18 protein-coding genes are annotated in these 21,094 nt (G+C 73.8%); 9 read left to right on the forward strand and 9 right to left on the reverse strand.

From position 1 onward, the window contains the following. Positions 1–89 precede the first annotated feature (89 nt). The gene (locus tag IE124_RS31250; RefSeq protein WP_189512926.1) at positions 90–752 is read left to right on the forward strand and encodes a M15 family metallopeptidase; all 663 of its coding nucleotides are present in this window, start codon (positions 90–92) and stop codon (positions 750–752) included. On the opposite strand, the gene IE124_RS31255 is transcribed toward IE124_RS31250, so the two are convergent. Continuing rightward, complete coding sequence (locus IE124_RS31255) at positions 719–3,046, reverse strand: serine/threonine-protein kinase (protein ID WP_189512928.1); 2,328 nt, start codon at positions 3,044–3,046, stop codon at positions 719–721. The genes IE124_RS31250 and IE124_RS31255 overlap by 34 nt on opposite strands. A 90-nt stretch (positions 3,047–3,136) precedes the next feature. Continuing rightward, entirely contained in the window at positions 3,137–3,994 is an 858-nt protein-coding gene (locus tag IE124_RS31260; RefSeq protein WP_189512930.1) for an oxygenase MpaB family protein, read from the reverse strand. A 103-nt stretch (positions 3,995–4,097) separates the two neighbouring features. Here IE124_RS31260 and IE124_RS36055 point away from each other — a divergent pair, with 103 nt between their 5' ends. The 3 genes from IE124_RS36055 (at position 4,098) to IE124_RS31270 (ending at position 5,788) form a co-directional block, all read left to right on the forward strand. Next, positions 4,098–4,301: a histidine phosphatase family protein gene (locus tag IE124_RS36055; RefSeq protein ID WP_370468845.1), complete on the forward strand. Its 204-nt coding sequence runs from the start codon at positions 4,098–4,100 to the stop codon at positions 4,299–4,301. Next, positions 4,289–4,666, forward strand: a complete 378-nt coding sequence (locus IE124_RS31265; protein ID WP_370468846.1) for a histidine phosphatase family protein — start codon at positions 4,289–4,291, stop codon at positions 4,664–4,666. The genes IE124_RS36055 and IE124_RS31265 overlap by 13 nt, the downstream gene beginning before the upstream one ends. A 354-nt stretch (positions 4,667–5,020) precedes the next feature. Continuing rightward, positions 5,021–5,788 carry an SDR family NAD(P)-dependent oxidoreductase gene (locus IE124_RS31270; RefSeq protein WP_189512932.1) on the forward strand — a complete coding sequence of 256 codons (768 nt, stop codon included), beginning with the start codon at positions 5,021–5,023 and terminating at the stop codon, positions 5,786–5,788. A 25-nt stretch (positions 5,789–5,813) separates the two neighbouring features. Here IE124_RS31270 and IE124_RS31275 read toward each other — a convergent pair whose 3' ends face one another. Then, positions 5,814–6,266, reverse strand: coding sequence for a hypothetical protein (locus IE124_RS31275; RefSeq protein WP_189512934.1), 453 nt, complete (start codon positions 6,264–6,266; stop codon positions 5,814–5,816). Between the two features lie 119 nt (positions 6,267–6,385). Between IE124_RS31275 and IE124_RS31280 the strand changes: the two genes are divergently transcribed. Beyond that, positions 6,386–6,904, forward strand: a complete 519-nt coding sequence (locus IE124_RS31280; protein ID WP_189512936.1) for a hypothetical protein — start codon at positions 6,386–6,388, stop codon at positions 6,902–6,904. An 81-nt stretch (positions 6,905–6,985) separates the two neighbouring features. Here the strand turns inward: IE124_RS31280 and IE124_RS31285 are convergent, their stop codons facing one another. The 3 genes from IE124_RS31285 to IE124_RS31295 all read right to left on the reverse strand — a co-directional run bounded on the left by IE124_RS31285 (position 6,986) and on the right by IE124_RS31295 (position 10,202). Beyond that, positions 6,986–8,356 (reverse strand): FAD-binding oxidoreductase, encoded by a 1,371-nt coding sequence (locus tag IE124_RS31285; RefSeq protein WP_189512938.1) that lies wholly within the window; start codon positions 8,354–8,356, stop codon positions 6,986–6,988. A gap of 168 nt (positions 8,357–8,524) precedes the next feature. Further along, positions 8,525–9,703 (reverse strand): acyl-CoA dehydrogenase family protein, encoded by a 1,179-nt coding sequence (locus IE124_RS31290; RefSeq protein ID WP_189512940.1) that lies wholly within the window; start codon positions 9,701–9,703, stop codon positions 8,525–8,527. A gap of 298 nt (positions 9,704–10,001) precedes the next feature. After that, complete coding sequence (locus tag IE124_RS31295) at positions 10,002–10,202, reverse strand: hypothetical protein (RefSeq protein ID WP_150273225.1); 201 nt, start codon at positions 10,200–10,202, stop codon at positions 10,002–10,004. Positions 10,203–10,384: 182 nt separating this feature from the next. Here IE124_RS31295 and IE124_RS31300 point away from each other — a divergent pair, with 182 nt between their 5' ends. Continuing rightward, a complete protein-coding gene (locus IE124_RS31300; protein ID WP_189512941.1) occupies positions 10,385–11,245 on the forward strand; it encodes a siderophore-interacting protein in 861 nt (286 codons plus the stop codon). A gap of 81 nt (positions 11,246–11,326) precedes the next feature. Here the strand turns inward: IE124_RS31300 and IE124_RS31305 are convergent, their stop codons facing one another. Beyond that, complete coding sequence (locus IE124_RS31305) at positions 11,327–14,800, reverse strand: ATP-binding protein (protein ID WP_229833067.1); 3,474 nt, start codon at positions 14,798–14,800, stop codon at positions 11,327–11,329. A gap of 118 nt (positions 14,801–14,918) precedes the next feature. On the opposite strand from IE124_RS31305, the gene IE124_RS31310 reads away from it, so the two are divergent. Together IE124_RS31310 and IE124_RS31315 are read left to right on the forward strand one after the other, a co-directional pair. Then, entirely contained in the window at positions 14,919–17,003 is a 2,085-nt protein-coding gene (locus IE124_RS31310; RefSeq protein WP_189512943.1) for a SpoIIE family protein phosphatase, read from the forward strand. Positions 17,004–17,012: 9 nt separating this feature from the next. After that, positions 17,013–18,038 carry a PHP domain-containing protein gene (locus IE124_RS31315; protein ID WP_189512945.1) on the forward strand — a complete coding sequence of 342 codons (1,026 nt, stop codon included), beginning with the start codon at positions 17,013–17,015 and terminating at the stop codon, positions 18,036–18,038. Between the two features lie 9 nt (positions 18,039–18,047). Here the strand turns inward: IE124_RS31315 and IE124_RS31320 are convergent, their stop codons facing one another. After that, complete coding sequence (locus IE124_RS31320) at positions 18,048–19,445, reverse strand: NADP-dependent succinic semialdehyde dehydrogenase (RefSeq protein ID WP_189512947.1); 1,398 nt, start codon at positions 19,443–19,445, stop codon at positions 18,048–18,050. 162 nt (positions 19,446–19,607) lie between these two features. On the opposite strand from IE124_RS31320, the gene IE124_RS31325 reads away from it, so the two are divergent. Further along, positions 19,608–20,414, forward strand: a complete 807-nt coding sequence (locus IE124_RS31325; RefSeq protein ID WP_189512949.1) for a class II aldolase/adducin family protein — start codon at positions 19,608–19,610, stop codon at positions 20,412–20,414. On the opposite strand, the gene IE124_RS31330 is transcribed toward IE124_RS31325, so the two are convergent. After that, entirely contained in the window at positions 20,378–21,034 is a 657-nt protein-coding gene (locus tag IE124_RS31330; protein ID WP_189512951.1) for a TetR/AcrR family transcriptional regulator, read from the reverse strand. The genes IE124_RS31325 and IE124_RS31330 overlap by 37 nt on opposite strands. Positions 21,035–21,094 lie beyond the last annotated feature (60 nt).

Raw genomic sequence — 21,094 nt, forward strand, 5'->3', positions numbered from 1 at the left:
GACGGGGAGACCGGGAAGCGGGGAAGCGGACCGGTGGGTCTCGGTGGCAGGCCCGGGAGACCTGCGACGCCGTGAGGGAAGATCACCTCATGACTGAGATCATCTTGATGTCCGATCCGCGCGTCGCCGCGATACCCGTGGCCGAGTGCGGCGAGCGCCTCGTGGACGTCCGGCGCGTCGGAGAGCTGTCGGTCGACCCGCGCAAGCAGGACCCGGAAGGCTCCTTCGCCCACCTGCGCGAAGGCGTGGTCGAGCGGCTGCTCAAGGCCCAGTCGCTGCTCCCGGACGGGCTGCGGCTGCTGTTCGTCGAGGGGTACCGGCCGCCTTCCCTCCAGCGGGAGTACTTCGAGGAGTACGCGGACGAGTTGCGCGCGCTCCACCCGGAGTGGCCGGCGGACCGGATCCGTACGGCCGCGAGCCGGTACGTGTCCCCGCCCGAGATCGCGCCGCACAGCGCGGGCGCGGCCGTCGACCTCACCCTGGTCGGGCCCGACGGGCGCGAACTGGACCTGGGCACCCGGATGAACGCGGGCCCGGAGGAGAGCGCCGGAGCGTGCTACACCGACGCCGACACGATCGGCGCCGAGGCACGCGCGCACCGGGAGCTGCTCGGTTCCGTCCTGGGCTCCGCCGGTCTGGTGAACTACCCGACGGAGTGGTGGCACTGGTCCTTCGGAGACCGCTACTGGGCGCTCATGACCGGGGAGCCCGCGGCTCCCTACGGCCCGAAGGAGCTGACGCCGGGCGACTGACCCCGGGCGGCCTCGGTGGCGCGGCCCAGCTGCTCCAGGCAGCGGGACTCGTCATCGAGGGCGGCGCGGGTGTCGGGGTGGTCGGCGCCCAGCGTCCGGGTGCGCGCCGCGGCGATCGCCCGGTGTGCCGTCAGGGCCTCCTCCCAGCGGCCCAGCCGCCCGAGGGCGACGGCCGTCTCACGGTGGCTCAGGAGGGTGTCGGGGTGGTCGGCCCCCAGGACGCGCTCCCGGGTCGAGCGGACGCTCTCGGACTCGTCGGCCGCCTCCGCCCACCGCCCGAGGCGGCCGAGGTTGACCGCGAGGGCGTGGCGGGCGCGCAGGGTCTCGGATCCGTCGGAACCCTGCACGCGCGTGCGGGCCGCGACGACGTCGCGGCAGACGTCCAGGGCGTCCGCGGCCTGGCCGATGCGGCCGAGGCAGACCCCGGTCTCGTAGCGGGCGGTGAGGGTGTCCGGGTGCTCCTCGCCGAGGGCCGCGGCGCGCGCGTCGGCCACGGCGCGGTACTGGGCGAGCGCTTCCTGCCCGCGCCCCAGCCGCCCGAGGGTGTACGCGACCTCGTGGCGGGTCACCAGCGTGTCGGGGTGGTCCTCGCCGAGCAGCCGGGCCCGGGCCTCCGCGACCTCGTTCGCCGTGCGGTACGACTCCTCGAGGCGGCCCAGGCGTCCGAGCGTGAAGGCGAGGTTGTGGCGGCAGCGCAGGGTGTCGGGGTGGTCGCGGCCCACGGTGCGCTCGCGGGCGGCGAGCACCGCGACGTACAGCTCGTACGCCTCGGGGTGCCGGCCGAGACGGCCCAGCGCGTACGCCCGCTCCTGACGCGCGGCCAGGGTGTCGGGGTGGTCGTCGCCGAGGGTCCGGGCACGGCCCTCGGCGACCCGGTCGAAGACGTCCAGGGCTGCGGCGGGCCGGTCGAGCCGGGCGAGCGCGAAGCCGACCTCGTAACGGCTGGTCAGGGTGTCGGGGTGGTCGTCGCCGAGGACGCGGGCGCGGTGCTCGGCGACGGACCGGTGCACCGACTCGGCCTCGTCCCAGCGGTCGAGCCTGCCGAGGCCGATCCCGGCGCGGTAGCGGCCGGCGAGCACCGCGAGCAGCTCCGCGCTGGGCTCGGGCGCCGGGACGGCCCGGACGCCCGTCTCGTCGGCGAGCGAGCTCGCGTCCGACGCGCGCGTGGCGGTGGTCCATTCGGTGGTGAGCACGGCCGCGGCCGGGTCGTGGGCGACGGGGCGCGGCATCGTCGTGGCGACGCCGGCCGGAGCGCCCGCGGTGCCGGGCCGGTGTCCGCCGCTCATGCCGCGGGCCCACGCGGGCGCGCCGGGGCGGGGGCCCGGTCCCTGGGCTCCCTGGGCTCCCTGGGCCGGGTACGGCGCGGTCTCCACGAGCTCCTGTCCCGGGCGGCCCGGTCCCGGAACCGGCAGCGACACGGGCACGCTCAGGGGCGGCGGGACGGCGACGCGGCCCGAGACGATCCGACGTCGCAGGTCGCCCGCGTCGGCCGGCCGCTCCTCGGGGACCTTGGCGAGCAGGTCGACGACGATCCGGTCGAAGTACGGGGGCAGCTCGGCGCGGTGCGAGCGCGGCGGGCTCGGCACGGTGTCGCGGTGCCCGATGAGGATCGCCCAGGAGTCGTCCAGGTCGAAGGGCGGGGCGCCGGTGGCCAGTTCGTACAGCACGCAGCCCAGTGAGTAGAGGTCGCTGCGGTGGTCGACCTCGCCGCCGCCGATCTGCTCCGGGGACATGTAGTGGGGCGTGCCCATGGCGATGCCGGTCCCGGTGAGCTTTGAGGTGAAGCCCATGTCGGTGCCGAGCCGCGCTATCCCGAAGTCGCAGATCTTCACCGTCCCGTCCGCGAGCCGCATGATGTTCGCCGGCTTCAGATCGCGGTGGACGATCCCCTGGCGGTGCGTGTACGCGAGGGCGTCGGCGACCTGGTCGGCGATCTCGACGACGTCCTGGACGGGCAGCGGGTGCTTGGCGTTGGCCGAGAGGAGCTGGCTGAGGTTGCGTCCCTCCAGGAGCTCCATGACGAGGAAGAGCACGCCGTCGTACTCGCCGAAGTCGTGCACGACGGTGATGCCGCGGTGCTGGAGGGCGGCGGCGACGCGGGCCTCGCGGCGGAAGCGCTCGCGCACCACCGACAGGAGGTGGGGGTCGCGCTGCGGACCGAGCGGCTTGAGGCACTTCACGGCGACGCCGCGCCCGAGTGCCTCGTCCGTGGCACGCCAGACCTCGCCCATGCCGCCCCGGCCGATGACCTCGTGCAGGCGGTATCGCCCCTGGATCAGCCCGCTGTCCCCCATCGTGTGGTGTCGCCCCCGTCTTCTGTGCACCCTCCCCGACATGTCCAGTATGGCCGCAGCCTCCGACAGTGGGTACGGGTAGGGCGCGTGTCAGGGGTGGGAGCGTGCTCCGGCACCCGGCCGGCCCTGTGTGCCGCGGCGGGCGAAGGGGGCGGGGCGGGTGTCCTGGCCGAGGCGGTCCATGGCCCGGAGGATGTGCCGGGGCGGCAGCCGCCAGCGCAGGCGGTCGGGGATGCACCGGAGGAGATTGGCGGTCGCGGTGAGCCGGTGGGTGACGGTTCCGGGCGCCGGGGCGGGCGTGCCGTAGAGCGCGTGGGCGTACGGGGGCAGGGTGTCGTAGGCGAGCGCCGTCACGCGCCGCCAGATCACTTCGCGCGCCGGTACCAGGGCGGGTTTCACCGGCGGTCTGCGCAGGAAGGCCTCGACGGTCCGCGCGTCCGGTCCGGCTTCGAGGCGGGGCTGTATCGACGCGAAGTAGTCGGCGAGGGCGGCGGCGGAGCCCGGGACGGTGTCGGGGTCGAGGCCGACGAGACGGGCGGAGACGCGGTGCTCGTCGAGATAGCGGTCGGCCTCGGCGTCGGTGAGCGGGATGCCGGAGCGGCGGGCGACCGAGAGGTACGAGTCGACCTCGGCGCAGTGGACCCAGAGCAGGAGTTCGGGGTGGTCCACGCCGAGGAGCCGGTGAATGCGGCGGACGCGGGCGCCGGCCGTCTCCGCCGCCTCGGTGGTCCCGTAACTCAGCGTCCCGACGAAGTTCGCGGTCCGCATGAGCCGCCCCCAGGGGTCCTCCCGGAAGCTGCTGTTGATCATGACGCCACGGACGGCGACGGGGTGCAGTGCCTGGAGCCAGAGTGCGCGGACACCCGCGATCCACATCACGGGGTCGCCGTGCAGCTGCCAGGTGACGGAGCGGGGCCCGAAGAGCCCGGGGTCGGCGTCCTGCCTCATGGCGCCCAGGCTACGCCGGAAGCCGCCCGGGATTCCCGGCCCTTGGGAAACCGGTCGGACGCTCTCCGCGCCGTGTGCCGTCCGCGGGATACGGTCCTCGGCCATGGGCGAGTTGATATTGATCAGACACGGTGAGACCGCGTGGAGCCGCACCGGACAGCATGCCGGCCGCACCGACCTGCCGCTGACCGAAACAGGGGAGGAAGCGGCGCGGGCGCTCGCGCCTCGGCTGGCCGGACGGGAGTTCGCCGCCGTCTACAGCAGCCCGCCGGCTCGGGCCGTGCGGACGGCCGAGTGGCGGGGCTGAGCGGCGCGGAGCGTGATGCCGGCCTGATCGAGTGGGACTACGGCCGCTACGAGGGGCTGACCGCCGAGCAGATCCAGGAGCTCAAGCCCGGCTGGGAGTTGTGGCGCGACGGCGTCGACGCCGGCGAGGACCTCGGGCACGTGGCCGTGCGGGTCGACGCCTTCCTGGGCCGGGTCAGGCCGGTGCTGGACAAGGGTGACGTGGCCGTTGTCGCGCACGGCCACCTGTCACGCATCCTCGCCGCGCGCCGGCTCGGGCTCGACGCGTCCGCCGCGCGGCAGTTCGGGCACCCGCATCCAGGGACGATCAACACGTTGGGCTACGAGCACGGGCTTCCTGTCGTTCTCGGGTGGAATGTGCCGTAGTAGCGGATATGCAGTGGTGGCGGATATGCCTTAGTGGCGGTTGTGCCGTAGTGGCGGTTTGTGCAGTAGTGGCGACGCCAACCAGCCGATTTCCACCACGCGGGCCCATCCGGGCGGCGCTTCCAAGGAACCGAAGGGGGAACCGAACGCCATCGACATGCCGAGCTCCTGATGTGCAAGGGGAGGGTCCTCGTCTCACACACAGACCCGATGCCCATGCGTCCGCAATCGGAGCAGGGCCGTGGGCGGCTTCCGCCCGTTCGGCCGGGCGGCGGGGGACGTATCGTCACGGCGTGTGGATCATCCGCACATCGCCTGCCCCGAACCTGCTCCGATCACAGGGAGACTCCTGCCATGAACGTACCCGCATCCGGCCGGCGCGTGCTCGTCAGCGGCGCGTCACGGGGGCTCGGCCGCGCGGTGGCCCGGGCGTTCGCGGCAAACGGCGACCGCGTGGCCGTCCACTTCGGCTCGCGCGAGGAGGAGGCCGGTACGACCCTCGCCTCCCTGGCCGGCGACGGCCACGCCCTGGTCGGCGGCGACCTCGCGGACCCCGCCGGGGCGGTGGCCGTGGTGGACGCGGCGGCCGAGGCACTGGGCGGGATCGACGTCCTGGTGAACAACGCGGCGGTGAACATCCGGCACCCGCTCGCGGAGACCCCGTACGAGGAGTGGGTGGCGGTGTGGCAGCAGCACGTGGCCGTGAACCTGCTCGCCACGGCCCATCTGAGCCATCTCGCGGCGCGCCGGATGATCGGCCAGGGCGGGGGCGGCCGGATCGTGAACATCGGCTCCCGCGGCGCCTTCCGGGGCGAGCCGGACCATCCGGCCTACGGGGCGACGAAGGCCGCCGTGCACGCCCTGGGTCAGTCGCTCGCGGTCTCGCTCGCGCCGCACGGCATCGCCGTCGCCTCGGTCGCCCCCGGGTTCTTCGCGACGGAGCGGGTCGCTCCGCGCGTCGAGGGGCCCGAGGGCGACGCGATCCGGGCGCAGAGCCCGTTCGGCCGGGTGGGCTCGGCCGAGGAGATCGCGGCGGCAGTGCTTTGGCTCGCCTCCCCCGCCGCCGAGTGGTCATCGGGCACGATTCTCGACCTGAACGGAGCCTCGCACCTGAGGAGTTGATCCCGAGGGCCAGGAGCTGAGCCGACTACAGGTTCGCGCAGATCGTGCGGGCCTCGGCCAGGTCCTTCTTCGCCGTGGCGTCGAACTCGAACATCAGGGAGTGGCGTTCCTGCGAGCGGCGGATGGCCTGGGCGAGCGGCTTGTACGTCGCGTCGCCCGCCGCGGCGGACGCCGAGAGGGTCCCGGCCGCCGAATAGCGGTTGATGGCGATGTCGCCCCCGGCACCCTTCTCCGTGAACCGGTCCTCGTCGAATCCGTCGAGCGCCCGGCAGGCGGCCCGCGCGTCCGCCGCCGCCGAAGTCCCGTCGGCGAAAGCGCCGTCGGCACTCAGCGCCCAGACGCCGCCCATCGCCGCGGCACCGAGCACGAGGCCGCCCACTAGGGACAGCACCACGGCCTTGGTGCCGCCGCGAGGCCGCTCGGGGGCTGCCGGGGCGAATGCGGGGACGGGCGGGGTGTTCGGCTGCTGTGGCTGCATCCGGCCCAAGGTAGCGCGGCCGGCCCACGACGTCATCGGCGGGCCCGGCCGAAGGCGACTCCACTTGGCCGATCAGTCCCCTCTTCCCTTACGGGTCAAGGGTGTTGGAGGATCCCAGCATGAACCCGCATGCGACCGAGCCGACCGCCGACGCGGCGGCCGCGTACCTCGAAGCGCTCCACGGACGGCTGACGGCCGACGGCTGCACGGTGACCTCGCCCCCCTGGGACGACCACCGGGTGGTGGCCGGCAGCCGCGCCGACCGCAAGGTCCGCTGGTTCGGCACGAAGGTCGAGCTCTTCGTCTTCGCCGCCGCCGTCCCCGAGGTGGACGTGGCCACCCTGGGCGAGTTCACCGGGTGGGCCATGCGCTACGCCAAGGACCTGCGCAGGGGCATACCCGGCGCCCGCAACGCGGCCATGGTGCTCCCCGCCCTGGTGAGCACGCGCGTCCACCCCGAGGCGGTCCGGTGGGCCGCCGAGGACGCCCGGGTCATGGGCACCACGCTGATCAGCCGCCCCCTGACGATCGAGACCGCCACGGCCGCCAGACGGACCACGATGTACCGGGGCCGGGTGGTCGTGGGCGGCCTGTTCACGGGCCACGTCCTGCAGAAGGCCTCGCTGTACTTCCCGTGACCGCCCGCTTGTGACCAGGATTGCTACGTGGCACCAGGAAACAGGGCAGAATCAGAGGGATGGTTGGCACCGGTGCGGGCCTCAGGGCTTGATGTTCTGGTTCAGGTGGAACAGGTTCCCCGGGTCGTACGTCCGCTTGACCGCGACCAGACGGTCGTAGTTCGCCCCGTAGTTGGCTCTGATCCGGTCCTGGTCGTCGTCGGCCATGAAGTTGATGTAGCCGCCCTCCTCGGAGTGCGGGGCGGTGGCCTCGTAGTAGTCGCGGACCCAGCCGATGTTGGCCTCGTTGGCGGAGGGGTCGGGCCACATGCCGGCGATGACGGTGGCGAACGAGGCGTCCCGGTAGGCGAAGGCCGTGGCGTCCGGGGCGACCCGGTGGCAGGCACCGTTGATCGGGTAGATGTGGACCGTCGAGTTCACGGCGGGCAGCCCGGGTGCGTACTGGACGTGCGCCTCGATCGCGGCGTCGGTGAGCTCGCTCACGAAGTTGGCCTTCCAGTAGTGCTGGAGGCCGGGCGGCACGAGCGCGTCGAAGGCGCTGTTGAGCGCCGGGTACGGCATGGGCCCGACGTGCTCGGCGACCACCGGCGCGAAGTCGCGGAGGGGACGCAGGGCGCTCTCGCCCTCGTCGAGCGGTCCGGACCAGCACGCCACGACCAGGGCGAAGGTGTCACCGTGCCGGTCCTCCGGGATGAACGGGAGCGGCGGGGCGATCTGGAAGGCGGGGAACCCGCCCAGTTGCTCCGGTGCGTCGGCGATGTAGTCGGCGAAGGCGCGAAAGACGGTGGCCGCGTCCTCCAGCTCGAAGAGCATCGGTCCGCCGTAGATGTCCTTGACGGGGGCGAGCCGGTACTCGAACGACGTCACGGCGCCGAAGTTGCCGCCGCCTCCGCGCAGCGCCCAGAACAGGTCGGCGTTCTCCTCCTCGTCGGCGACGACGAGCCGGCCGTCCGCGGTCACCACATCGGCCGAGACGAGGTTGTCGCAGCTCAGGCCGGCCCCTCGGGCCAGATAGCCGATGCCGCCGCCGAGAGTGAGTCCGCCGACGCCGGTGGTGGAGATGATCCCGCCGGTGGTGGCGAGACCGAAGGGGTGCGTCGCCGCGTTGAAGTCGCCCCACGTCGCCCCGCCCTCCGCGCGGGCCGTCCGCCGCACGGGGTCGACACGGACACCTCGCATCCCGGAGAGATCGGCCACGACGCCGCCGTCGCACGTCCCGAAGCCGGGCACGCTGTGCCCGCCGCCCCGAACCGCCAGATCGAGCCCGTTCTCGCGGGCGAAGTCGACCGCGGCCATGACGTCGCCGGCGTTGACGCAGCGCACGACGACGGCAGGTCTCTTGTCGATCATGGCGTTGTGGACCGTGCGTGCCTCGTCGAAGGCGTCGTCGTCGGCTGTGACGACCGTCCCGCGTACCCGTTCGCGCAGCTGGTCGTTCGAGAGCTTGCCCATGGCCACCGCTCCTCGGTCGGATCATTTCCACGCTACGCCGATGACGCGGGGCCTCAACCGGAGCCCGGACTCACGGACACGGGGCCCCATGCGCTGTTCAGGGCTATCGCTCACCTCGCACGGAGGTTCCGGCTTCAATGCCGACCAAAAGGCCTCGTCACAACCCGCTCAGCGGCGGACGCGGGGCATGCCCAGGCCGATCCAGGAGATGATCTCGCGCTGGATCTCGTTGTTGCCGCCGCCGAAGGTGAAGATGACGGCCGAGCGGTAGCCGCGTTCCAGTTCGCCGTGGAGGACCGCGCCCGCCGAGCCCTCCTTGAGGGCGCCCGCCGCGCCGACGACCTCCATGAGGGCCGCGTACGCGTCGCGGCGGGCCTCGGAGCCGTAGACCTTGACGGCGGAGGCGTCCTGGGGGGTGAGGGTGCCGTTCTGGACGGCGTTGACCATCTGCCAGTTGAGGAGCTTCATCGCGTCGAGCCGGGCGTGGGTGCGGGCGAGCGTGCGGCGGACCCAGGGGAGGTCCAGGACGCGCCGGTCGTCGGTGAGCCGTGTGTCTGCGGCCCAGCGCTGGACGTCGTGGAGGGCGCGGATCGCCATGGTCCCGTGGGCCGCGAGCGTCACGCGCTCGTGGTTGAGCTGGTTCGTGATGAGGCGCCAGCCCTTGTTCTCCTCGCCGACGCGGCGTGACGCGGGGACGCGGATGTCGTCGTAGTAGCTCGCGGTCGTGTCGTGCGAGGCGAGGGTGTTGATGATCGTGCAGGAGTAGCCGGGGTCGCTCGTCGGGACGAGGAGCATCGTGATGCCCTTGTGCGGCGGGGCGTCGACGTCGGTGCGGACGGCGAGCCAGACCCAGTCGGCGGTGTCGCCGTTCGTCGTCCAGATCTTCTGGCCGTTGACGACGTACGTGTCCCCCTCCCGTACCGCGCGGGTCTTCAGCGCGGCCAGGTCGGTGCCCGCGTCCGGCTCGCTGTAGCCGATGGCGAAGTCGATCTCCCCGGAGAGGATGCGGGGCAGGAAGTACGCCTTCTGCTCCTCGGTGCCGTACCGCATGATCGTCGGCCCGACGGTGTTCAGGGCCATGAGCGGCAGGGGTACGCCGGCCTGGGCGGCCTCGTCGAAGAAGATGAACTGCTCCATCGGGGAGAGTCCGCGCCCTCCGTACTCGACGGGCCAGCCCACCCCGAGCCAGCCGTCCGCGCCCAGCCTGCGGACGGTCTCCCGGTAGAAGCGCTTCTGCGCGGCGGGGTCCTCGTAGCGGGTGTGGACGTCGTCCGGGACGAGCTCGGAGAAGTACGCACGCAGCTCGGCGCGCAGGCTGTTCTGGGCGGGCGTGTATTCGAGGTGCATGCGGGGCCTCCCGTGGCGGCGCGTCTGCGACGGCGGCCACGGTAGAACGTGTTTCACAAATGCGGAAGGCCGCGGCCCCGGTTCGGGCGAGCCGATCCGGGGCCGGGGGGGGCGGGAGAGAGACGAACGGTACGTCTTGGCCTAGACGAGCAAAGGGTGCGTGCTCCCGGCGTGCCGGGTGGAAGCCCACGTACTGGACGTACGTGGGCTTTCGCCCGGTGCGGCGAGAGTGCGTGCCTGGGGGTACCTCCCAGCGGTAGCTGGGGCCGCGGGGCAGACGGGAATGTGACGACACCCCCTAGGGCAGGAGCTCGTCCATGGAGGCGCGCCCCTTTTGCTCCATTCGGCGTTCGGCCCAGGCGAGGGTCTTCGGATTCACGTCACGACCGGAGGCGAGGACCAGGTCCTCCGCCGTGAACTCGCCCTCCGACCCGGCGTGGAGCAGCCGGTCGGGCGTCGGGCGATCCCCCATGGACGTCTTGTCGGGCTCAGCGTTCATGCCGCCTCCTACGTGTTCTTCCGGCACTCGCCATTCTCGTGTCCGGCCGTCGGGAGCGCATCCGGGGCGCCGCCCGCCCTCCTGTCGGACGGGTGTCGGTGGCGTGTCGGCGGGGCCCGGGAGGGTGGGGTGTGCCCGTTTCCCGGACCCGTCCGCGAGACCTTCGACCCCAGGAGTCAGCGATGTCCCAGCCCCCGGACTTCCCCCTGCGGCGCCTTCGGGTGACCGCCGTCCGCCGGATCACCCCGCGCACCCTCCGCGTCACCCTCGGCGGCTCCTCCCTGGCCGGGTTCACGCTCGCCGGGCCCGACCAGCAGGTGAAACTGTTCCTTCCCCGGATGCCCGGCACGGAGCCCGTCCTGCCCGCCGTCGGGGCGGACGGCGACGTGATGCGGTGGTACGGGGCCTACGCGGCGATCCCGGAGGAGGATCGGCCATGGATGCGGAGCTACACCCTCCGGGCGCACGACCCGGTGGCGGAGACGGTCGACATCGACTTCCACCTGCACGGGGAGGCCGGTTCGGCGGGCGACGAGGGGCCGGCGACGCGGTGGGCGCGGAGCGCGCGGCCCGGTGATCCGCTGGGCGTGTTCGGTCCGTCCGCCGCGTTCGCGGTGCCCTTCGAACCAGGGGCCGGCGACTGGACGCTCCTGTACGCCGACGCGTGCGCGGTGCCCGCCCTCGCCACGGTCGTCGCCGCGCTCCCGGCGGGCCGGCCGGCCCTCGCGTACGTCCAGGTCGACGACCCGGCGGACGTACAGCCCCTGGCGACGGCCGGAGACCTCACCGTGCGACTGCTGCCCCACGACGTGCCGGCGGCCGACGCCGTCCGGGCCGGGACGCTGCCGCCCGGCAGTCCGTCCGGCTGGCTCGCGGGCGAGGCCTCGGCGGTCCGCCGTCTGCGCCGGCATCTCGTGGAGGAGCGGGGCGTCGACCGCAGGGCCATCCACTTCACCGGCTACTGGCGCCGCCGCCTCTCCCAGGACGACGCCCCGACGTCCGAGGACCTCGCGGAGGCGCGGGAGCGGCTGTCGACCGGCTGAGCGGGCGGACCCGTCGTACCGCCGGCGCGACGGGTCCGCCCAGGCGGTGCCGGGGGCCGCTCAGGCGGTGCCGGGGGCCGCTCAGGCGGTGCCGGGGGACCGCTCAGGCCGTGCGGGGCTCCGCTCAGGCCGTGCGGGGACCGTCGCCTCCGGCTGCCGGACGAGGGCCAGGGCGGTGTCCAGCGGGAACTCCGTGCCCTCCGCGTAGTGGTGGTCGTACGCCTCCGGGGTGAGGCGCGCGCGGACCGTCTCCTCGGCGCGGGCGCGGATCGCGGTCTCCGTCTGCGGGGCGAAGGGTCGGAAGCCGCCTCCCGTCGGCGGGCCGATATGGGTGTCGTGGGCGCCGAGGAGCCGGGCTCCGGTCTCGGCGTCGCCCGGGCCGCCCCTGCCGCCGCGGGCCCAGGCGGCCGTCGCGAACTGGGCAACGACGAGGTAGGGCGCGACCAGGTGGGCGAGGGCCTCCAGGTCGACGACGGCACGGGCCAGGCGCTCCAGGGCCCGGTCGTGGGCGCCGTCCAGGCAGTCGAGCCAGGCCCACGCCCCGCCGGCCAGGCCCCAGAAGAGCGTCGGGGTGTGCTCGCCGAACTCCTCCTCCAGCCGGGTGAGCTGCGCGCGGGCCAGGGCCGTGCGCCCGGTGTGGCCGTAGTGCTGGGCGAGGAGCAGCCGGCCGGTGCCGGCGGCCTCGGCTCCCCACTGGCCCGCCTCGTCGGCGGCTTCGGCCAGGAGCCGTTCGGCCGCCTCGTCCCCCGGGCCCAGCCGGAGGCGTACGGCCGCGAGGCGGGCGGAGAAGAGCGGCACCTGCGAGCGGGCGCCCACGAGGGCGGCGGCGTGGGCGGCCCTTTCGAAGTCGGCGGCGGCCTCGGGGAGCCGACCGGCGCGCTCGTAGGCCTCGCCCCGCGCCGAGAGGGACTCCGCGATGCCCCAGGCGTCCTCGGCCGTCTCGAAGATGGCGAGCGCCTCGTCGGCGTCCTCGGGGCCGTGGCCGAGGAGCTTTCCCCGCATGAGGAGGGCGAAGCCGAGGTCCCAGCCGGTCCCGTGCTCGCGGCAGGCGTCGACGGTCAGGGTCAGGGTCTCGTCGAGGCCGGCGAGCTCTCCCGTCATCAGGCGGGCGAAGAACCACATCGTCCCGGGCTGGCGGCAGGTCTGCGGGAGGCCGGGGCGGTACGCGGTGATGAGGGCGGTGAGCCGGGCACGGGTCTCGGGCCGTTCGAAGGCGGTGGCGCCGTCGCTGCCGTCGGTCGCGAGCGCGTAGAGCTGCCCGCCGCGGCGGGCCTCCCAGAGCCGCTCGCCGCTCCACGGCGGCGGCACGTCAACACAGCGGCCCTCGAAGGGCTCGGCAGGACGGACGGGCTCCTGGAACGGGTCGGGGCCGAGCCCGGCGGCGGCCGCCGCCCACGTCCGGGCGTCGGTCCGGTGGTACCGCAGCTGCCAGAACCAGCTGAGGGAGTGGACGAGGCAGAGCGCCTCCTGCTCGTCGGCGACGGCCACGGCGGTGCGCAGGGCGGCCCGCAGGTTGCCGTGCTCGCGCTCCAGGCGTGAGATGGCGGCGACCTGCCCGGAGCCGCGAAGCTCGGGGTCGGTACGGCGGGCGAGTTCGCGGTAGTACGTGAGGTGGCGCCGCTCGGTCACGGCCCGCTCGCCCGCCTCGTCGAGGCGCTCCGCGGCGTACTCGGCCACCGTCTCCAGGAGCCGGTAGCGCATGCCGGTGTCGCCGGGGGCGGAGACGACGAGCGACTTGTCGACAAGAGCGGCCAGTACGCCCAGTACGTCTGCGCCCGTGCTCGCGCCCGTACCTGTACCTGTACCCGCGTCCGTGTCCGCGCCGGCTACCTGCGCCTCGTCGGCGCAGACCGTCTCCGCCGCCGCCAGGTCACAGCCGCCGGTGAACACCGCGAGCCGCCGCAGCACCGCCCGCTCCGGCCCGTCGAGCAGCTCCCACGACCAGTCCACCACCGCTCGCAGCGTCTGCTGACGCGGCAGCACCGTCCGTGCCCCCGACGTCAGCAGCCGGAAACGATCGTCCAGGCGGTCCGCGATCTGCCGCACCGACAGCATCCGCAGCCGCGCAGCCGCCAGCTCGATCGCCAGCGGCAGCCCGTCGAGGCGGCGGCAGACCTCCTCGGCGGCCCCCGCGTCGTCCCCGACCCGGAAGCCCGGCCGCGCCGCCGCGCCCCGCTCGCCGAGGAGCCGCAGCGCCATCTCCGCCGGCAGCGGCCCCAGCGGACGCAGCACCTCCCCCGGCACCCCCAGCGGCTCCCGGCTCGTCGCCAGGACCGTGACGCCGGGGCACCGCGTGAGGAGGGTCTCCGCGAGCTCCGCCGCCGCGGCGATCACGTGCTCGCAGTTGTCGAGGACCAGGAGCATCCGGCGCCCGGCGCAGTACTCGACCAGGTGGGCCAGCACGCCCTTCGGCCCGGCGGCCTCGGCGACGGCCGGACCGTTCCACAGCTGGGTCTCGCGGGCCCCCAGCGCGCTGAGGACGGCCGCCGCGACCGAGGACTCCTCGCGTACGGAGGCGAGTTCGGCGACGTGGACCGGTCCGCCCTCGTACGTCTCGGCCGCCTCCAGGGCGAGCCGGGTCTTGCCGACGCCACCCGGTCCCGTGAGCGTGACGAGCCGCCGGTCGGCCCACCCGGCCGCGAGTGCGCCGAGCTCACCGTCGCGGCCGATGAACGAGGTCAGCCGGGCGGGCAGGCGCCCGCTCCGGTCCGAGGGATGTCCGGGCACGGGTACGCGCGCGGGCGCGCCCAGGAGTTCGGTGTGCAGGGCGCGCAGTTCGGGCCCCGGGTCGGTGCCCAGCCGGTCGGCGAGGCCGGTGCGCACCTCCTCGTACGCCGCGAGGGCCTCCGCGGGGCGTCCGGCGGCCCGCAGGGCCCGGATCCGCAGGGCCTGGACCGGCTCGTCGAGCGGATGCCCGGCTGCGAGGGCCGCGAGCGGCGCGAGGACGTCCTGGGCGCGCCCCAGGGCCAGATCGGCCGCGTACCGGTCGCGGCGCGCCCGCGCGTGCCGTTGCTCGAGCCGTACGACGAGGGGGTCGGCCTCCCGGCCGGGCAGGTCCGCGAGGGCCGGTCCGCGCCACAGGCCGAGCGCCTGGTCGAGGAGCGCGGCGGCCCGGACGGCGTCCCCGTCGGCGAGGGCGGCCGCGCCTTCGGCGGCGAGCCGTTCGAAGCGGTGCAGGTCGACGGTGTCCGGGTCGGCGGCCAGCAGGTAGCCGCCGGGGCCGGAGAGGACGGCCTCGTGTCCGAGGGCCCGGCGCAGACGGCCCACGAGGGCCTGGAGCGCGGCCGTGCGGTCGAGGCCGGCGGCCGGGTCGTCATCCGCCCACACCTGGTCGATCAGCGCGCCGACGCTCATCGCCCGCGAGGGTCCCACCCGGCCGGCACCGCCCGGGCCGACCGCACCGCCCGTGCCGACGGCCCCGCCAGGGACGTCCGCGGCGCCGGCGGCGAGCGCGGTGAGCAGCGCCCGGAGCCTGGGGCCGTTCAGCACGACCTCCGTCCCGTCGTCGGAACGGAGCGCCTGACAGGGACCGAGAACACGGTAGGACGGCTGCACCGGCCCATTCTGCCCCGCCGTCGGCGCGTCCCCCTGCGCCCCGTGCTTCGAGGCGAACTTGCGCCACGCCGTGTCACCGCCATGGCGTCCACGGGGTGCGGGTTCGACAATGGGGGGGATGACCGATGACGACCGGCTTACGCGCAGTGGCGAGATCGGGCCCGCCGAGCGGCTCGCCATGAACCGGACCGGCAGCTTCGACTGGGATCTCGACACGGGCACCATCGATGTCGACGAGTCCGGGCTGCTGGTCTTCGGGCTGACCCAGGACGCCTACGACGGAAGCCCGGCGACGCTGGTCGCGCGCCTGGCACCCGAGGAGCGGACCCGACTCAAGGGCATCGTCCGCGAGGCGGTGAAGGGCGGCTCGGTGTCGTACAACGCGCATTTCCCGATCCCGCAGGCCGAGGGCGCACCCCACTGGACGCACGTGCAGGCGCGGATCCTGCGCAAGCCGGACGGACGGGCCCAGCGGATCGTCGGGGTCGTGCGGGACACGACCGCCGAGGTCTCGCACACCGCTTTCGTGCTGGAGCTGGAGAAGCGGCGCGAGGTGCAGACGAGCATCGTCGAGCGGACGACGAACGCGCTGTCGCGCGCGGTGACGGTGGACGACGTGACCGCCGCCCTGACCGGTCCCGGCGGGCTCGCCCGGCTCGGCGCGGAGGGCCTGGCGCTCGGGCTCGTCGAGAACGGCTCGCTCAACGTGATCGCGCTCAGCGGCGAATCCCTCGACGCCCTGAACGACTTCCGCACGCGGCGGCTCGACCGGGGGCTTCCGCTGGCCGAGGCGGTGCTGAGCGGCCGGCCGCGGTTCGTCTCGTCCTTCCAGTCGCTCGGGCGGGACTTCCCCGAGCTGGCGCCGTACCTGCCCCGGCTCCGGTTCAAGTCCGCCTGCTACCTGCCCCTGGTGGCGCAGGCCCGCTCGCTCGGCGGCATGGCGCTGTTCTACCGGGGCCGTTCGGCCTTCAACCCCGACGAGCGGAACCTCGCGCTCGGTCTCGCGGCGATCGTCGCCCAGTCGCTCCAGCGGGCGATCCTCTTCGACGAGGAGCGGGAGCTCGCGACGGGGCTCCAGGCGACGATGCTGCCGCGCCGGATCCCGGAGATCACCGGTGGCGAGATCGCCGTGCGCTATCACGCGGCGTGGAGCGGACGGCAGGTCGGCGGCGACTGGTACGACGTGATCTCGCTGCCCCGCGGCCGGGTCGGCATCGTCGTCGGCGACGTGCAGGGCCACGACACGCACGCCGCCGCCATCATGGGGCAGTTGCGGATCGCGCTGCGGGCGTACGCGGGTGAGGGGCACGCCCCGTCGACCGTGCTGGCCCGCGCCTCCCGCTTCCTCGCCGAGCTGGACACCAACCGCTTCGCCACCTGCACGTACGCGCAGGTGGATCTGGGGAGCGGCACGCTGCGCGCGGTACGGGCCGGGCATCTCGGACCGCTCATCCGGCACACCGACGGCCGCGTCGGGCAGCCCAATCTGCGCGGCGGACTGCCGCTGGGGCTCGCCACCGTGTTCGGCGACGAGGAGTTCCCGGAGACCCGGCTCGACCTGGTGCCCGGGGAGACGCTCGTGCTCTGCACGGACGGACTCGTCGAGCAGCCCGGCTCGGACATCGAGACCGGTCTCGACGTCCTTTCGGAAGCGATCAGCAGCGGTCCGCCACAGGCGGAGGCACTCGCCGACCACCTCTCCGAGCGGCTGTGGGAGCGATGGGGTTCCGGCGACGACGTCGCGCTCCTCGTGCTCCGGCGCAGCCCGGACCCCGGCACGCCCCGGGCGCCACGGATCCACCAGTACATCCACCAGGCCGACCCGCAGGGGCTCTCGGACGCACGGGCGGCCGTGGGGCAGGCCCTGCGCGACTGGGGTCTGCCGGAACTGGCCGACGACGCCGAGCTGTTGACGGGCGAGCTGCTCGTCAACGTCCTGCTGCACACCGAGGGCGGCGCGGTGCTCACCCTGGAGGTGCTGCCGGAGCCGGTGCGGCGGGTACGGCTCTCGGTGCAGGACCGGTCGAGCGCCTGGCCCCGACGGCGTACCCCTGGTGAGGCCGCCACGTCGGGGCGGGGACTGCTCCTGCTCGACGCGCTCGCGTCCCGGTGGGGCGTCGAGCCCCGTGGCGAGGGCAAGGCGGTGTGGTGCGAGATCGAGCCGGCTCCGCTCGTCGCGGGCGCCGGACCGGGCGGCGGGTGAGGAGGCACCGTGGACCCCGTGGCCGCGCTGAACCGGATCGCGTTCCTGCTGGAGCGCGCCCAGGCGCCTGGCTATCGGGCGCGGGCGTTCCGCACGGCCGCGGCCGCCCTCGGCGGCCTGCCGGAGGGCGAGGCGGACCGGCGCGCGACGGCGGGCACCCTGGAGTCCGTGAAAGGGATCGGGCCGAAGACGGCGGCGGTGGTGCGCGAGGCGCTCGACGGCCGGGTCCCCGAGTACCTGGCGGTCCTGGAGGCGGAGCTGGAGGAGTCCCTTCGGTCCGACGGCCCCGCGAGCGGGGGCGAGGCGCTGCGGGCGGCGCTGCGGGGAGACTGCCACCTCCACTCGGACTGGTCCGACGGCGGCGCCACGATCGAGGACATGGGCCGGACGGCGGCGGCTCTCGGCCACGACTGGGCGGTGCTCACCGACCATTCGCCCCGGCTCACGGTGGCGCGCGGCCTGTCGGCGGAGCGGCTGCGGGAGCAACTGGACGTGGTGGCCCGGCTGAACGAGGAGTGGGCGCCCTTCCGGATGCTCACCGGGATCGAGTGCGACATTCTGGACGACGGTTCGCTCGACCAGGAGCCGGAGCTGCTCGACCGTCTGGACCTGGTGGTCGGTTCGGTCCACTCGAAGCTCCGGATGGACGCGAAGGCGATGACCCGCCGTCTCGAACGGGCCGTCCGCAACCCGCTGATGGACGTCCTCGGGCACTGCACGGGCCGTCTGGTGGCGGGAGGGCGGCTGCGGCCGGAGTCGGAGTTCGACGCGGAGCGGGTGTTCGCCGCCTGCGCCGAGTCGGACACGGCCGTCGAGATCAACAGCCGTCCGGAGCGGCTCGATCCGCCGCGGCGGCTGCTGCGGCTCGCGGTGGCGGCGGGGGCGTACTTCGCGGTGGACACGGACGCCCACGCGCCCGGCCAGCTGGAGTGGCAGATCCTCGGCTGCGCGCGGGCCGAGGAGTGCGAGGTACCGGAGGAGCGGGTGATCAACACCTGGTCGGCGGACCGCCTTTCGCGGTGGACGCGGTCCTGAGCGGCGACGTCAGGCGCGCTGCCAGACCGTCGTCGCGTTGCAGAACTCGCGGATGCCGTGGCCGGAGAGCTCGCGACCGTATCCGGAGCGCTTGATCCCGCCGAAGGGCAGGGCGGGGTGCGAGGCCGTCATGCCGTTGACGAAGACGCCGCCGGCCTCCAGGTCGCGGACGAAGAAGGCGATGTCTTCGGCGGACCGGGTCCAGACGTTGGAACTGAGCCCGAACGGGGAGTCGTTGGCGACGGCCACGGCCTCCTCGATGTCGCGGACCGGGTAGACGGTGGCGACCGGCCCGAAGGCCTCCTCCTGGTGGATCCGCATCTCCGGGGTGATGCCGACGAGCACGGTGGGCCGGTAGTACCAGCCGTCGGCGAGCGCCGGGTCCTCGGGACGCCGGCCGCCGCACAGGGCGGTGGCCCCGCGTCGTACGGCGTCGTCGACGAGCTCCTCCAGGTCGGTCCTGCCCTGTTCGGTGGCGAGGGGGCCGATGTCGGTGGACTCGTCGAGGGGGTCGCCGACGGTGAGGGCGTTCATGGCGGCCGTGAAGCGCTCGGAGAAGTCGTCGTACACGTTCTGGTGGACGATGAACCGCTTGGCGGCGATGCAGGACTGCCCGTTGTTCTGGACGCGCGCGGTGACGGCCGTCTTCACGGCCGCGACGATGTCCGCGGAGGGCATGACGACGAACGGGTCGCTGCCGCCGAGTTCCAGGACGGTCTTCTTCACCTCGTCCCCCGCGACGGCGGCCACGGCCCGGCCGGCGGGTTCGCTGCCGGTGAGGGTGGCGGCGACGACCCTGGGGTCCCGCAGGACGCGCTCGACGTCGCCCGAGCCGATGAGGAGGGTCTGGAAACAGCCCTCGGGGAATCCGGAGCGCCGGAAGAGGTCGCCCAGGTACAGCGCGGTCTGCGGCACGTTGGAGGCGTGCTTCAGGAGGCCGGTGTTGCCCGCCATGAGCGCGGGCGCGGCGAAGCGGATCACCTGCCAGAGCGGGAAGTTCCACGGCATGACGGCGAGGATGGGGCCGAGGGGCCGGTAGTGCACGCGGGCCGTGTCCGCGCCGGAGTCCTGGACGTCGCTCTCCGCCGGGTGCTCGTCGGCGAGGAGTTGCTCGGCGTTGCGGGCGTACCAGCGCATGGCCTTGGCGCACTTGCCGGCCTCCGCGCGGGAGGCGGCGATCGGTTTGCCCATCTCGACGGTCATGGTGCGCGCGATGTCGTCGGTGTCCTCGTCGAGGAGCGTGGCCGCGGCACGCAGGAGGCGGGCGCGCTCGGCGAAGGAGGTGGTGCGGTACTGGCGGTACGCCTCGTGCGCGGCGGCGATGCGCCGCTCGACCTCCTCGGGCCCGTGGGCCTCGTAGGTACGCAGCGTCGCGCCCGTCGCGGGGTTCACCGTGGCGATGCCCATGACGTCTCTCCTCCTGCCGTCTACCCCCACCGGCAACCTCCCGCGCCGGGGGCGGCTGCGCAACAGGGGCGGGGCGGTGGGGTGACACGATCCATTGTCGTATCGGATGCATCTCTGTATCTTTTGGCGCGCCGTGCCCCACCCGCTCACCGAGGAGCCGCCATGAGCACCGTGCCGCCCGTTCTCGCCGCCGCCGTCGGGCCGCTGCCCGACGGGGTCGTGCTGCCGCTGCCGCCCACCTTCGACACCGTCGAGGAGGAGCGCCGGTACCGCAAGGAGCAGCTCGCCGCCGGATTCCGGATCTTCGGCCGGTTCGGGTTCTCCGAAGGGGTCGCCGGGCACATCACCGTCCGCGACCCCGGCGACCCGAACGCCTTCTGGGTCAACCCGTTCGGCATGAGCTTCAGCCAGATCAAGGCCTCCGACCTGATCCTGGTCGACCACGAGGGGACCGTCCTCGAAGGGCGCAGTCCCGTGAACCGGGCCGCGTTCGTCATCCACTCGCGCGTCCACGCCGCCCGGCCCGACGCCGTCGCCGCCGCGCACTCGCACTCCCTGCACGGCAAGGCGTTCTCCAGCCTCGGCATCCCGCTGGATCCGATCACCCAGGACGCGTGCGCCTTCTTCGAGGACCACGGGATCTACGACGACTACCGGGGTGTGGTCAACGAGACCGAGGAGGGTGAGCGGGTCGCGAAGGCCCTGGGCGAGCACAAGGCCGTCATCCTCAAGAACCACGGGCTCCTCACCGTCGGCCACTCCGTCGCCGAGGCCGTGTGGTGGTTCGTCACGATGGAGCGGTCCTGCCAGGCACAGCTCCTCGCGATGGCGGCGGGCACCCCGCAGTCGATCGACCGCGAGACGGCGCTCCTCACCCGGGGCCAGATAGGCAGCCACCTCGCGGGCTGGTTCCAGGCGCGCCCGCTGTGGGATCAGATCACCGCGTCCGACCCGGACCTGTTCGGCTGACCTTCGGGAGCGGCGAGTTCCCGGGTCGACACCTCCAGGAGCGGAGCGAGGAACTCGCGCTCCAGACTGCCGGGCGGCAGCGCCGCCGGTTCTACGTAGCTCTGCGCGAGTCCACCCTCGCGCAGGGCGACGATCAGCCGGGCGAACCGGTCCGCGTCCACGGTCAGCTCGCGCCCCGCCCGGCGCAGGACGAGCGTGAGGCCGCGGGCGATCTCGGCGCGCAGCCGCTCGTCGTGGCGGGCGAGCACCCAGGCGGCCTGCCGGTCGCGGATGGCGTGCAGCGTGAACTCGGTGGTCACCAGGTACCAGTCCCGCTCGTCCGGCTCGATCCGGGCGGCGAGCTCGGCCAGCCGCGTCAGCGTGAACTCCTCGGCGGTCAGCGCGTCGATCGCGTCGGCGAGCCGCCGCACGGTCCGGTCGCTGTGCTCGTCGAAGAGCGCGAGGAAGAGCTCCTCCTTGCTGGCGAAGTTCGAGTAGTACGCGCCCCGCGTATAGCCCGCGCGTTCGCAGACCTGCTCGATCGTCGTCGCATGGAAACCGTGCTCGGCGAAGGCCTCCAGGGCGGCCTTCAGCAGCGCCGCGCGCGTGCGGGGCCGTCGCCTGGTGACACCTTTCGGCACGGGTGGGCCTCCTTCGTCGGGCGCCGTGTCCGGCGGCGGAAGCGCCCACCCTACCGGCGC

Origin of the sequence: Streptomyces narbonensis (genome assembly GCF_014649015.1) — a bacterium.
Taxonomy (GTDB): Bacteria; Actinomycetota; Actinomycetes; order Streptomycetales; family Streptomycetaceae; genus Streptomyces; species Streptomyces narbonensis.